This is a genomic window from Nitrosomonas sp., from assembly GCF_040256045.1.
Lineage (GTDB): Bacteria > Pseudomonadota > Gammaproteobacteria > Burkholderiales > Nitrosomonadaceae > Nitrosomonas.
The window spans coordinates 15,234-29,049 of the sequence record NZ_JBDZWD010000021.1; the positions used below are offsets into that span (position 1 = coordinate 15,234).

Sequence of the window (13,816 nt, forward strand, 5' to 3'; positions counted from 1 at the left end):
ATTAGCATCCTCAATATGTATGTAATACAGACTGGAATGGGATATTTCTATCAGCGCACAAGCCCCGCGTTGGCAGAAGACACCACAAAGGACGGCATACTGCACCTGCGTCAATCGGATCTGCGTACTTACCATAATTTTGTGTTGATCTCTTTCATATCCCAATTTCAAGGCCTTGATCGACCAACAGCTTGCACAACCTGTCATCCTCGACTTCCAACTCGCGCAAATGATTCAATTCGGAGCCTGCACACTAGTTTCACCTTCTTTAAGCACCGCTACGATCTAACTTTCTGTAAATCTGCTTTTCTACATTAAGCTCTCCATTCAAAAAGAGATCCCAAAATTCTATTTAATATTGTCTATTAAAGAAGAAAGCTTACGGCGGGATAGGTCAATTCCACTCCGATTCTCAATAAATTCAATATATATATTTGTAATTCTATGAAAATAAGATAAATAAATTTTTAGATGTTAGTAGTCAAGAAATACTAATTCCACTAGTAAACGTGAATCTATCAATTATTTATAGGATCATGATTTAATTTGCACAAGTTTTATGATTTGTGTTTGCCATTATTAATAGCCAATTAATCTCTATATTGATATAGCCATTAGTCACGATTCATTATTTTAGTTTTAGTAAAGGTAAATCACATGAGAAATAGTGACAAGACAAGATATAAGATTTCTTATTTCGATGAACAAGCACATAATTATATTGAAATAAATATTGATAAATCCAGAGATAACTTTATAGAAACAGACAACCTCCTAAAAAAAGAGAAGAAGCTTATTAATCCCTCCTACCCTCTATATTTTGAGATTTTGAATAAAGAAATTCGATAAAGGAGCTTAATCATGAACTGAAATAAAGTCGAAGAAAACTGGAGTGACATGACCGATGACGAATTGGATGTTATTGGAGGAAAACATGATCAGCTGGATGGAAAGATTCAGGCTAAATACGAAATTAAGAAAGAAGAAGCTGAAAAGCAAGTTGAGAATTTTTCTTGTACATACCACAGCGATGGAAAGTAACTTAATCCTAACCGCTGTATAAATTAATGCATTTACAAGAATAATAAATCCATTATTTATGAGCTATTTGCAGATTTATTTCTAAAAATTTTATTACCGATGCAAACCAGAATGAATTTTAACTTTAACAAGAGATAAAAATTATTGCTGGAGTGCATCCAGGAGAGCAAAACATGTCGACAAATCAAGAAGTATTACGAAATAACTATTCATATCCTGGTTTTACAATTAACTGGGGAGCAATATTTGCAGGACTGGTATTGATCCTGTCTGTAGGGTGGTTGTTATTCGCCTTTAGCTCTGCAATCGGCTTGAGCATTATCGATATCGAGCAATTTCAAGCCAATGATATGACAGGTAAAGCAAAATCAGTTGGTGTAGCAGCAACGTTATGGATGATAGTAACCGCAGTAATCACCTATTTTTTAGGTGGATTCCTCTCCGGCAAGGTATCAGGAAAACTGGATCAACCCACCGGCACGTTGCATGGAGTAGTGTTATGGTCATGCACGATTATTATCAGCATGATATTTAGTGCCATAGGCGTTGGCAGCATTGTAAGCACCGCTACCAGTGCGGCAAAATCCGCAGCATCTACAGGTTTTAACACAGCAACTATCATTGCCGCGCAGAGTAGCAATGATGGAAACACTCAATCCTCGGATAATTCTTTCCTGTATCCACTTGTTGGATCTCTGAAGCAAGGGATTACGAAAGCACTCACTCAAGCTGAGCAAAATTCCAATGATGAAGAAAAAAGTGCGCAGGATTCTAATCAATCTTTTTCAACTAATGAGAAAAGCCAAGAAAAAAACGGATCAGACAATCAGACAGATTTCTCTTCTGATCGGGATGTAAATAAATTTTCAGATGAGAATGAAGGTAAATCCTCTTCGGAAAATAAAAACGACAATTATCAACATTCTGATCAGAAATCAGCGGAAAAACGGATAAGAAAAATGATTGATCGAACTGATCCACAGATTTTTGCCGCTGCTGCTATTGCTCTGATTCAAGGTAATGAGAAACAAGCGAAAGAAATATTGAGCAGTCATCTCGATATAGATGAAGCAGAACTCAACAAGGTGATTAAAAAGGTTCAGGAAAAAGCAGAAGTAGTTGCTGATGAAATGAAGGAGAAAGCCGAAAAGGCTAAAGAATATGCAACAGGTGCCTTGTGGGCCATTATCCTCAGCTATCTGGCAGCCTTGCTTGCCTGCATAGGTGGAGCACATCTGGGTACTCGGTGTAAAGATCGGGCTATTTAAAGGAATGATATCTCGATTTAAAAGAGCAGATCAGTACTTATGAAATAAAAATAAGTATTTAGAGCTGCACAGGCGGAAGTAATAATCGCGCTTGTATAGTAACAAATAGTGCATTAGCCATTTTTAACTTATCAAATTAACAGGAGTTATCATGAAAAAATTAAATATCTTATCAATATTATTAGTTACCTCTTTCTTTACCACGACAGTTTTTGCGGGGTTGCTTGATAAAGACGTTGAGTTATCAACACTACCTCCTGTAGTACAGGATGCGATCCTTCAAAATACACAAGGTGGGAATATTAAAAATGTTGAAGAACGATTGACAAAGGAAAAAGGCTTGAAGGTTTATAAAGTAGAAGTCAAAAAGGCAGATGGTACCGAAATTGAATATGAGGTAGATGAGAGCGGCAGGTTAATTGATCTGGAAGAAGACTAATCTTTTTTATAAAACTAAAGGGATATTTAAAATGAAACCTCAAACTTTATTTACAGCAATATTAGTATCTGGAATTCTCTTGGTCGGAAGTAATTTCACATTAGCAGCGTCATCAACAAACGACGATCGAGTAAATAGCGAAAAAGCTAATAAAGCTGAAAAAACTGAAACTAATAAAACGGATGAAACTGACCGAGATGAAAATGCAGATGACATGAGAGGAATAGATGGGTCGGTGAAAGACCTTGATGCCACTGAAAAACAACGTTCCTTACAGCCATCGGATCCCTCCTCTCCTCAAAACTCACCTCCGCCAAGCAGCCACCCTGGTAGATATTAATCAATATCCAAGATGGATTTAATGAGAAAGGAAAAATCATGAAAAAGATATTATCAATCTTATCAAGCATCCTTGTTCCGGTCGTATTCATGGTCAGTTCATTCAATGTTCATGCAGATGATTCACATCTGAAAGAAGCTATCAAACATACTCAAGAAGCAGTGCAGGCAGTAGATGTAAAAACTATTGCACAGCATGTGGAAGAAGCGAAAAAACATGCCACCGCCGCCCAATCAGAAAAGCCGGAAGACAAGCATATTCAGGAAGGTTTGAAATGCCTCGATGATGCCCTGCGTGAATCTCGGAATGACGAAGCTGATTCGGCAAGAAAAGCCGCTGGTGACGCTCTGGACAAGTTTAATCAGGCTGGAAAGTAAACAAACATGAATGAGAGACCGGAATGACCGAATGGTTCTACGTCGTTCCAAGTCCGAATAATTTTAAAAGGATTACAAAATGCATACAGATAATTCTTCTCATTTGAAAGAAGCCATCAGACACACGGAAGAAGCTGTACGGGCAATAGACGCAAAAACTATTGCACAGCATGTGGAAGAAGCAAAAAAACATGCCACTGCAGCCCAATCAGAAAAGCCGGAAGATGATTATATCCAGGAAGGTTTGGAATGTCTGGATGATGCTCTGCAGGAGTCTCAGGATGATGAAGCTGATTCGGCAAGAAAAGCTGTCGATGAGGCTCTGGACAAATTCTACCAGGCTGAACAAGCTGCAAAATAATATAAACCCATGAAAAGTTTGGAATGGCGGAACGATTCTACGTCATTCCAAACAAACCCGATAACTTTTAAAAGGATTACAAAATGATAAGCTGGGCAGCTACATTTTTAATTATTGCCTTGATTGCAGGTGTCCTTGGTTTTACGGGCATTGCTGGAACGGCAGTACAAATTGCATGGATTGTTTTTGTTGTAGGACTAATTATTTCCATTGTCTTTTTCATCACCGGCAAAAGGCCGCCTGGTCCATAGAGGAAAAAAAGAACAGCCATTATAAATAAACTTCTTTGCAGGAGTTTCTACCCCGGCAAACTAGAAATTCTAATCAACAGTGTTGAATTATTAGTCAGTTTGCCACACACTGGAACGAGGCCAGGTAGTTCAGACCAGAGTGCGTGCTGACTTCATTGTTATTTATCTCAATGATGACCCTGGTCTCCAACCGGTTACGGAACCACTCCATCGACAAACCTTTATCTCGAAGCTTGCCCCGAAGTTTTCGCTGGTTCCATTCTGCCCGGTTTTTCTGGATTTAATCGGAGCATTAAATGAAAACCAATGACTATCGTTTTTTCCGATATTTACGCCGTTTGAGTACCAGCTTGCATAGTAGCATTCCTCTAAAGGATGCCTTCGATGAGCTGCCACTGCGTTCAGAATTATTCAGTGCTGAACAGATGGAACAGCATGGCAGACATCTTGCGGGCATACATAATACATTGCCGCAGGCATGCTTGCAGGATCACTTAATGAAGCGCTTGGCGGAAAACGAAGTAATCTTGATTGATGTTTGCCGCCGGCTTACGACAGCGGTAAAAGCCAACCAGCAGATCACACCAGCCAGTGAATGGTTGCTTGATAACTTCTATTTAGTCGAAGAACAGATCCGTATCGCCAGGCGCCATATGCCGAAGGGATATAGCCGTGAATTGCCCTGCTTATTAAATAGCCCTTCGGCAGGGCTGCCACGTGTATACGATATCGCGCTAGAGATTATTTCGCACGGAGACGGGCGGGTGGACTCGGAAAATCTCAGTCGTTTCGTGGCAGCTTATCAAACGGTCAGCATGCTTAATTTGGGTGAGCTATGGGCTATTCCCATCATGTTGCGATTAGCATTGATCGAGAATCTACGACGTGTTGCCATTCGCATCGCCGCTGCCAGCATCGACTACAATCTCGCTAACGCCTGGGCAGAGCGAATGGTAACGGTTGCGGAGACTGATCCGAAAAACCTGGTGGTAGTACTTGCAGACATGGCCCGCTCGCAACCACCCATGTCGACTTCATTCGTATCAGAATTTACGCGCCAGTTGCAAGGGCATGGTCTCACCCTTGCATTGCCGTTGTCTTGGATCGAACAAGTGCTTGCCGAGTCAGGACTGACTATCGAACAGTTGATCCAGTCTGGAAATCAGCATCAGGCTGCCGACCAGGTTTCCATTAGCCACAGTATCGGCAGTCTACGTCTTCTGGGAGGAATGGATTGGCGCGAATTTGTCGAAAGCATGAGTATTGTCGAGCAAATATTGCGCCAAGATCCGAGCAGAATTTACGGCAAAATGGATTTTTCCACCCGTGATCGCTATCGTCATGCGATTGAAAAGATTACAAAGCGAAGTTCCCTTACTGAAGCTGAGGTAGCACGAAATGTGGTGCAACTTGCGCATGAGGCTCAGGCAGCAACACATCCGACTGGCGGCGAACGTGCAGCACATGTAGGCTTCTACCTGATTGATCGAGGCTTACACGAACTCGAAGCAAAGATACAAGTACGCTTCTCTGTCACTGAAACACTCATGAAAATGGGATCACAGCACCCATTGGACTTGTATCTCGGTCTAATCGCACTCCTGACACTGCTGTTCAGTACCGGCCTAATGGCTATCACGTACATTCAAGGCCTCTCGAACGAATTCTCGCTGCTGATCGGTATCCTCGCATTATTACCCGCGAGTCAGTTAGCACTTACCCTAGTAAATTGGCTGACAACCTTGTTTGTATGCCCACATCTGCTGCCGCGCATGGATTTTTCTACCGGCATCCCGGCGCAATCTCGAGCGCTAGTCATCGTGCCGAGTATGCTTACTAATCCGCAAAGCGTTGATGACTTGGTTGAAGCACTCGAAGTACACTTTCTGGCGAATCAGGATAACAACCTCTATTTCGGCCTGTTGACCGATTTTCACGATGCGCATGAAGAAACACTCGCCGAAGATGAACCGTTGTTGCAATTGGCCCAGACGCGAATCGAGATGCTCAATACGAAATATGCTGTCGCAGGAAAAAGTATTTTCTTTCTTTTTCATCGCCCGCGCCGCTGGAACCCGCAAGCGCGTATCTGGATGGGTTACGAACGTAAACGCGGTAAGCTTGCCGACCTGAATGCATTGCTGCGCGACGAAATGCACAGCAATGCCGACAAACGCTTCTTACGCATCATCGGTGATACCACTTGCCTCGCGAACATTAAGTATGTCATCACTTTGGATACAGATACGCAACTACCACGCGGCGTCGCACGGCAGCTTGTGGCTGCCATGTCTCATCCGCTTAATCGTCCATACTACGATGAACGGTTACAGTGCGTGTACGAAGGCTACGGCATTCTCCAACCACGCGTAAGCATAAGCGTAGGGAGCACCAATCATTCGCGTTATGCGCAATTGTATGGTAGTGAAGCCGGCATTGACCCTTATACTCGCGCCATCTCCGATGTCTACCAGGATGTATTTGGCGAAGGCTCGTTTATTGGTAAGGGCATCTACGATGTAGATATGTTCGAGCGGGTATTGAATGGGCGCTTTCCGGAAAACAGGATTTTAAGCCACGATTTGCTGGAAGGATGTTATGTACGCGCCGGCTTATTGAGCGATGTACATGTGTATGAGGATTATCCTGCGCATTACAGTGTGGATGTAAGCCGCCGTCATCGCTGGATACGTGGCGATTGGCAATTGCTGGGCTGGCTGTTGCCTCACGTTCCCGCTCCTGATCAACATCGGCTGAAAAACCCACTTTCGTATCTGTCGCGATGGAAACTGTTCGATAACCTGCGGCGCAGTCTGGTACCGATAGTGTTAACGCTGTTGCTATTGCTAGGCTGGACCGTGTTTGATTCACCCGGGCTCTGGACCTTGGCAGTGGTCGGTACCCTCCTAATTCCACCTTTGCTCACATCAGTTGTGGATATTTTTCGTCGGCCACATGATGTCCCATTCCGGCAACATCTTACCGGTGTAGTTGACATGGCAAGTCAACGCCTGGCGCAAGCGGCTTTTACGCTGACGTGTCTTCCGTACGAAGCCTGGTTCAGCCTGGATGCAATCGTACGTACCGTGGGGCGTATGCTATTTACCCATAAACGGCTGCTCGAATGGAATCCCTCGTGCGAAGCCGCACGTCATAACTGCACGAATTTCACCGCCGCTTTGCGCGCAATGTGGATCGCCCCGCTGATTGCCAGTGGTGCAATACTTTATCTGTTACTGTTCAGGCCTGCCACACTCGCGATAGCGAGTCCCTTCCTGCTGCTATGGCTAAGTTCGCCCGTGATTGTCTGGTGGACCGGTCAACCGCTCGTACGCCGCGAGGCACGACTGACGACTGCGCAGATCGTATTCTTGCGCAAGCTTGCGCGAAAAACCTGGGCGTTCTTTGAGACTTTTGTAGGTCCGAAAGATCATTGGCTGCCGCCGGATAATTATCAAGAGTATCGTGATGCCTCTGTTGCGCATCGCACTTCACCGACCAATATGGGGATGGCGCTACTCGCGAATTTATCTGCTTATGACTTCGGCTATATTACGGCTGGCCAACTTATCGAGCGCACGGCATGTACCCTCGACACTATGCAAACGCTGGAACGGCATCGTAGTCATTTCTATAACTGGTACGATACACAATCATTGAAACCGCTACATCCAGCTTATGTTTCGACGGTGGACAGCGGAAATCTCGCAGGTCATCTGCTCACCCTGCAGTCAGGCCTGTGTATGCTTGCTGACGAAGAAATCTTCAACGTACGCTGGTTCCACGGACTCCACGATACGCTAGGAATTTTATTAGATGCGACCGGAAATACTCGTTCGGATCTGCTCGTTTCATTACAGGAAGATATCAACTCTATATGCGATTCTCCGCCTGCTACGCTCGCACTGGCATGGCAACGCCTTGATCAATTGGTAAAACGTGCAGAAGCATTTGCCGACAGCATTGCGACTGATGCTCAACCGCTCTCTCAAACAGGAAATACGCTCATATCGGCCGATGAAAAATGGCACACAGAAAGCGGAAGATATTTGGAAATAGATGAGGATAAGCGTTCCACGCACCACCCGACCTTGGATCATGCCAGTGCAGTCATCTCTGAAACAACTTCCGAAAGTGATGTGGTTTGGTGGGCACGTGCACTGATTCGGCAATGTCGCACTGCTCTTGACGAGTTAACCTTCCTCGCTCCTTGGCTAGTATTGCCGGCCCCACCAAGTGGCATTAACGATACTTTCGGTATCGCCGCAATCCCAACATTGCGGGAATTGGCAGGCATTGAAGCTGAGTTACTGCCGGCAATCGAACAATGGCTCGAGGTCTCCCTTGCGGAGATTTCAACATCCGCGGAACACGAGTGGCTTCATGCGTATAGACGCTGTATCACACAAGCGAGCCACCGTGCCACTGAACGGATTGCGACTACCGAACGACTTGCCATGCAGTCAAGCGAGTTCGCCTACATGGCCTATGACTTCTTATACGATAAATCATCGCATCTGCTAGCAATTGGGTACAACGTAGATGAACTGAGGCGGGACACGAGTTACTATGATTTACTGGCTTCGGAAGCAAGATTAGTGAATTTCGTCGCGATCGCGCAAGGACAGTTGCCGCAGGAAAGCTGGTTTGCGTTGGGACGTCTGCTCACGACTGTGGGTGGCGAACCCGTTCTTTTATCGTGGAGCGGATCGATGTTCGAGTACCTGATGCCGCTCCTGGTAATGCCCACCTTTGATAACACGCTACTTGACCAGACCTATCAGTCAGCAGTGAGACGGCAGATTGAATATGGACGACAGCATGGCATACCGTGGGGGATATCAGAATCTGGCTACAATCTGGTAGACGTCCATCTCAACTACCAGTATCGGGCATTTGGCGTACCCGGCCTTGGACTCAAACGTGGACTCGCTGATGATCTGGTCGTTGCCCCCTATGCCACCATGCTGGCACTCATGGTAGCACCCGAGCCGGCGTGTCTGAATTTGCAACAACTCGCTGCGATAGGAGTGGAAGGGAAATTCGGCTTTTATGAAGCCATCGATTACACTCCCTCACGTCAACGACGTCAGCAATCGAGCACCGTGGTCCGATCTTATATGGCACATCACCAGGGAATGAGTTTGCTTTCCCTGGCCTACCTTCTGCTGGATCGTCCCATGCAGAAGCGCTTCGATTCGGTTCCGCTGTTCCAGGCAACCTTACTTCTGCTCCAGGAACGGATTCCCAAAGCCACAGAATTTTTTCCGAGCACAGCTCAATTTTCCGCCATTCAACTGCCTCCTCGTGTCAAGGAAGCGCCGATTCGCATTTTCCATAATGCTAATACCCCAATGCCGGAAGTTCAGTTGTTATCCAACGGCCGCTACCATGTGATGGTGACCAACGCTGGCGGCGGTTACAGTCGCTGGAAAGATCTTGCGATCACACGCTGGCGTGAAGACACGACTTGCGACCAGTGGGGGTCGTTCTGTTATCTGCGCGACGAGCAGAGCGGGGAAATCTGGTCAACCACGTATCAGCCCACATTGAAACAGCCACAGCATTACGAAGTAATTTTCTCGGAGGGACGTGCTGAATTTCGCCGGCGCGATTCTATAGATGATGGCAATTTCGAGACTTACACCGAGATCGCAGTATCGCCGGAAGATGATATCGAGCTGCGGCGCATACGCATCACCAACCGCACCCAAACCCACCGCACTATCACGATAACCAGTTACGCGGAAGTAGTTCTTGCCGCCCCTGCCGCAGATATGCTGCATCCGGCTTTCAGCAAGCTGTTCGTGCAGACCGAGATCGACGAAAAACATCACGCGATACTTTGCACACGCCGACCGCGCTCAGCTGGCGAACAAACATGCTGGATGTTTCACATGATGACAGGACATGGAGCAGATATCGATGCCGTCTCTTATGAAACAGATCGCATGCAATTCATTGGCCGCCGTCACACTACCGCTGACCCGCAAGCACTGAGTGATGCATCATCAGAAATGCTTTCGGGTACCCAGGGCTCAGTGCTGGATCCGATTGTCGCCATTCGTCATGCCGTTACACTCGATCCAGAGCAAACAATTACCTTCGATCTGGTAAGCGGCATTGGGGAAACCCGTGAGGCTACATTGAATCTGATTGGAAAATATCAGGATAGAAGGCTTGCAGATCGTGTCTTTGATGTCTCCTGGACACATGCCCAAGTAGTGTTACGCCAACTCAACGCGAGCGAGACCGATGCACAACTCTATGAACGTCTGGCCAATTTTGTTATTTATGCTCATAGTTTGCTGCGCGCTGAAGCCAGCATTCTGATGCAAAATCATCGAGGACAATCCAGTTTATGGAGCTATGCCATTTCTGGTGATTTCCCTATCGTTCTGCTACAGATTAGTGACTTAGCCAATATCGAATTGGCGCGTCAACTGGTCCAGGCTCACGCTTACTGGCGACTCAAAGGGTTAGTAGTAGATCTGGTTATCTGGAACGAAGACCGTGCCGGTTACCGGCAATTGCTCCAGGATCAAATTATGGGTTTAATCGCAGCAGGCACTGAAGCGTATGTTATTGATCGACCGGGAGGCATCTTTGTACGACGCGCAGAACAGATATCGAATGAAGACCGTATTCTGTTCTTATCAGTTGCGCGCGCGATCATAACAGACAACGAAGGAACGCTGGCGGAGCAGATGACCCGCCGCCGTCCGAAGGAAGTATGGACGCCTCGCTTCCGACCGAGCCAAATTCACCACGCTGATCTTCCTGACAGCAGCCTGTTGCCGCAGCGCGACCTTATTCTGCACAATGGATTGGGTGGATTCACACGGGACGGGCGCGAGTACGTCATAACCACCACAACCGCACAAGTAACACCCGCGCCATGGGTAAATGTATTGGCAAATGCGAATTTTGGCACAGTCATTTCCGAGAGCGGCCAAGCTTATACCTGGAGCGAGAACGCGCACGAGTTTCGTCTCACCCCCTGGCACAATGACCCGGTATCCGATACGAGCGGGGAAGCTTTCTATCTGCGTGATGAAGAAAGCGGCCATTTTTGGTCGCCCACACCGCTACCCTGCCCCGGTGTGAATGCCTATGTCAGTCGACACGGATTTGGCTACAGCGTGTTCGAATATACAGAAGGAGGCATCGTCTCCGAGCTGTGGGTATACGTGGCCATGGATGCAGCGGTCAAATTCTCAGTATTGAAAGTGCGTAACATATCAGGTCGCCCTCGGCGGCTCTCTGCGACTGGCTACGTGGAGTGGGTACTGGGCGATTTGCGGTCGAAAACGGCTATGCACGTAACTACCGAAGTAGATTCCGATAGCGGTGCCCTGTTCGCACACAATCCTTACAATACGGAATTCACTGGCCGGGTTGCTTTCTTCGATGCGGATGAGGTCAATCGCTCGATCAGTTGCAACCGGACGGAGTTCATTGGACGCAACGGCTCCCTCAGGAATCCGGCAGCAATGGCGCATACACGTCTTTCCGGCAAAGTAGGGGCAGCATTGGATCCTTGCGCTGCGATCCAAATAAGTTTCGACTTAGCCGACGGGCAAGAACGCGAAATCATTTTTCGCTTAGGGCAAATCGGCAGGCATGGAACCGAAGATGCACGCAGTCTGGTGCATCGTTTTCGCGGATCAGCCGCCGCACGCACTGCACTCGAAGCGGTATGGCAATACTGGAACCACACTCTCGGTGCGGTCCAGGTGGAAACCCCCGATTCATCTCTCAACGTGCTCGCTAATGGCTGGCTCGTCTATCAAACCCTTGCCTGTCGCCTATGGGCGCGCAGTGGCTATTATCAGTCAGGCGGCGCTTTCGGCTTCCGGGATCAGTTGCAGGATGTAATGGCACTACTTCACGCTGAGCCGCAATGCGTACGTGAGCAATTACTGCTGTGCGCAGCGCATCAGTTTGTAGAAGGCGATGTACAACACTGGTGGCACCCACCGTCAAGCCGTGGCGTGCGCACCCGTTGCTCCGACGATTATCTCTGGTTGCCGCTGGCAGTATGTCGCTATGTGCTGAGCACCGGCGATACGGGTATATTGGATGAGTCTATCCCTTTTCTCGAGGGCCGCCCTGTTAGTCCCGCGGAGGAGTCGTATTATGATCTGCCAGGACACTCCGCTGAGTCAGCCACTCTGTACCAGCACTGTACACGCGCTATTCAGCACGGCCTGAAATTTGGTGAGAATGGTCTGCCGCTGATCGGCTCCGGAGACTGGAACGATGGCATGAACCTGGTAGGCTTACACGGCGAGGGTGAAAGCGTTTGGCTTGGTTTCTTCCTGTATGAAGTGTTGACGCGCTTCTCTGATCTGGCGCAACGGCAGGGCGACATATCTTTTGCCGAACAGTGTCAGAACGAAGCTGAACAATTGCGCGAGCGCATCGAGCAAAATGCCTGGGATGGGGCATGGTACCGCCGTGCCTACTTTGACGACGGTACTCCACTGGGTTCAGTACTTAATACCGACTGCCAAATTGACTCGATTTCGCAAAGCTGGTCGGTACTCTCCGGGGCGGGCGATCCCATACGTTCACGTAGGGGCATGGATGCGGTTTATGCGCGATTAGTGCAGCACGATCACGCATTGATCCAGCTCTTGGATCCGCCGTTCGATACATCGGATATGGACCCAGGCTACATTAAAGGTTATGTGCCAGGCGTACGCGAGAATGGGGGACAATATACCCACGCCGCTATCTGGGCCACCATGGCGTTCGCAGCTTTAGGTAATAATCAGCGTGCATGGGAATTACTGGCCATGATCAATCCGGTAAACCATGCAAAATCAGCCGCGGATGTGGCGATTTACAAAGTTGAGCCATATGTTATCGCCGCCGATGTCTATGCAGTCTCGCCGCATGCCGGTCGCGGGGGATGGAGCTGGTACACGGGTTCTGCTGGTTGGATGTACCGATTGATTGTGGAATCTCTGCTCGGCTTGCGGCTGGAGGTGGACAAACTCCACTTTAGTCCCTGTCTGCCCGCATCCTGGAAAATGTTCAAACTGCATTACCGCTATCGGGAAACTGTCTACCATATCACCGTGACACAAACGGACAGTAGCGATGCAGGGCAGAACGGTACAATGTGCGTTACAGTAGATGGTATCGAGCAGCCCGACAAAACTATTCCGCTGATCGGGGATCGTCGCGACCACATAGCCGAAGTAAATATTGTAGCCCTACCTCAGCCATACTAATGGGCTAAGGTAGATAAAAAATAAAGGACTGAAGTAGCTAAGATTCGTTAAAGAGGTTAAGAGCTACAATGCATGAACACAAGAACAGGTTAATAGTATCGGCAACAGAGTCGGCCGATAGAGCATTTCGTTGCTGGGAACAGCACTCACTAGCTGCAGCGAAATTGGGAGGTGTTCAGCCCCATAATTTTTCATGCGCCTGCGGCAGCTGATTGCCATCAAGATACCCAGCTATGAATTATCCAGCGCAGTTAAAGTGGACAAATCTTATTTCGGTGCTCGTCGACTTCAAGGTAAACATGGCAAAAACACTTAGGCAAGACTATCGTTCTCAGCCTTATCAATGATATCAAAGGTTGCAGGAACGTTGCCAAAATCAGGCTCGCCAAATTGAGAGGTATGAGCAAAAACGTCTTCTATCGGGATACTCAATTCTCAGAAGTATAAACCCCCATCGGCTAGTGCAACTTCACCAGAGCCGTGCTTCGTTTTACGAG

The 13,816-nt window shown here is 47.4% G+C and carries 8 protein-coding genes; all 8 read left to right on the top strand.

Annotated features, from left to right (window positions below; genetic code table 11):
• The first annotated feature begins 897 nt into the window (after positions 1-897).
• Entirely contained in the window at positions 898-1,041 is a 144-nt protein-coding gene (locus ABUL11_RS05690; RefSeq protein ID WP_350282898.1) for a CsbD family protein, read from the top strand.
• Positions 1,042-1,214: 173 nt separating this feature from the next.
• Positions 1,215-2,309, top strand: a complete 1,095-nt coding sequence (locus ABUL11_RS05695; RefSeq protein WP_350282899.1) for a hypothetical protein — start codon at positions 1,215-1,217, stop codon at positions 2,307-2,309.
• 151 nt (positions 2,310-2,460) lie between these two features.
• Positions 2,461-2,748 carry a PepSY domain-containing protein gene (locus ABUL11_RS05700; protein ID WP_350282900.1) on the top strand — a complete coding sequence of 96 codons (288 nt, stop codon included), beginning with the start codon at positions 2,461-2,463 and terminating at the stop codon, positions 2,746-2,748.
• A 31-nt stretch (positions 2,749-2,779) separates the two neighbouring features.
• On the top strand, positions 2,780-3,088 hold the full coding sequence (locus ABUL11_RS05705; RefSeq protein ID WP_350282901.1) for a hypothetical protein: 309 nt from the start codon (positions 2,780-2,782) through the stop codon (positions 3,086-3,088).
• Between the two features lie 38 nt (positions 3,089-3,126).
• A complete protein-coding gene (smbP, locus tag ABUL11_RS05710; protein ID WP_350282902.1) occupies positions 3,127-3,465 on the top strand; it encodes a small metal-binding protein SmbP in 339 nt (112 codons plus the stop codon).
• A 79-nt stretch (positions 3,466-3,544) separates the two neighbouring features.
• Positions 3,545-3,826 (top strand): small metal-binding protein SmbP, encoded by a 282-nt coding sequence (smbP, locus tag ABUL11_RS05715; RefSeq protein ID WP_350282903.1) that lies wholly within the window; start codon positions 3,545-3,547, stop codon positions 3,824-3,826.
• An 83-nt stretch (positions 3,827-3,909) separates the two neighbouring features.
• Entirely contained in the window at positions 3,910-4,077 is a 168-nt protein-coding gene (locus ABUL11_RS05720) for a DUF1328 domain-containing protein (RefSeq protein ID WP_350282904.1), read from the top strand.
• A gap of 296 nt (positions 4,078-4,373) precedes the next feature.
• Complete coding sequence (locus tag ABUL11_RS05725) at positions 4,374-13,319, top strand: glycoside hydrolase family 94 protein (protein ID WP_350282905.1); 8,946 nt, start codon at positions 4,374-4,376, stop codon at positions 13,317-13,319.
• Positions 13,320-13,816 lie beyond the last annotated feature (497 nt).

Coding starts and splice junctions, on each gene's coding strand:
- ABUL11_RS05690 (WP_350282898.1), top strand. CDS start 898: ATGACCGATGACGAATTGGATGTTATTGGAGGAAAACATGATCAGCTG.
- ABUL11_RS05695 (WP_350282899.1), top strand. CDS start 1,215: ATGTCGACAAATCAAGAAGTATTACGAAATAACTATTCATATCCTGGT.
- smbP (WP_350282903.1), top strand. CDS start 3,545: ATGCATACAGATAATTCTTCTCATTTGAAAGAAGCCATCAGACACACG.
- ABUL11_RS05720 (WP_350282904.1), top strand. CDS start 3,910: ATGATAAGCTGGGCAGCTACATTTTTAATTATTGCCTTGATTGCAGGT.
- ABUL11_RS05700 (WP_350282900.1), top strand. CDS start 2,461: ATGAAAAAATTAAATATCTTATCAATATTATTAGTTACCTCTTTCTTT.
- smbP (WP_350282902.1), top strand. CDS start 3,127: ATGAAAAAGATATTATCAATCTTATCAAGCATCCTTGTTCCGGTCGTA.
- ABUL11_RS05725 (WP_350282905.1), top strand. CDS start 4,374: ATGAAAACCAATGACTATCGTTTTTTCCGATATTTACGCCGTTTGAGT.
- ABUL11_RS05705 (WP_350282901.1), top strand. CDS start 2,780: ATGAAACCTCAAACTTTATTTACAGCAATATTAGTATCTGGAATTCTC.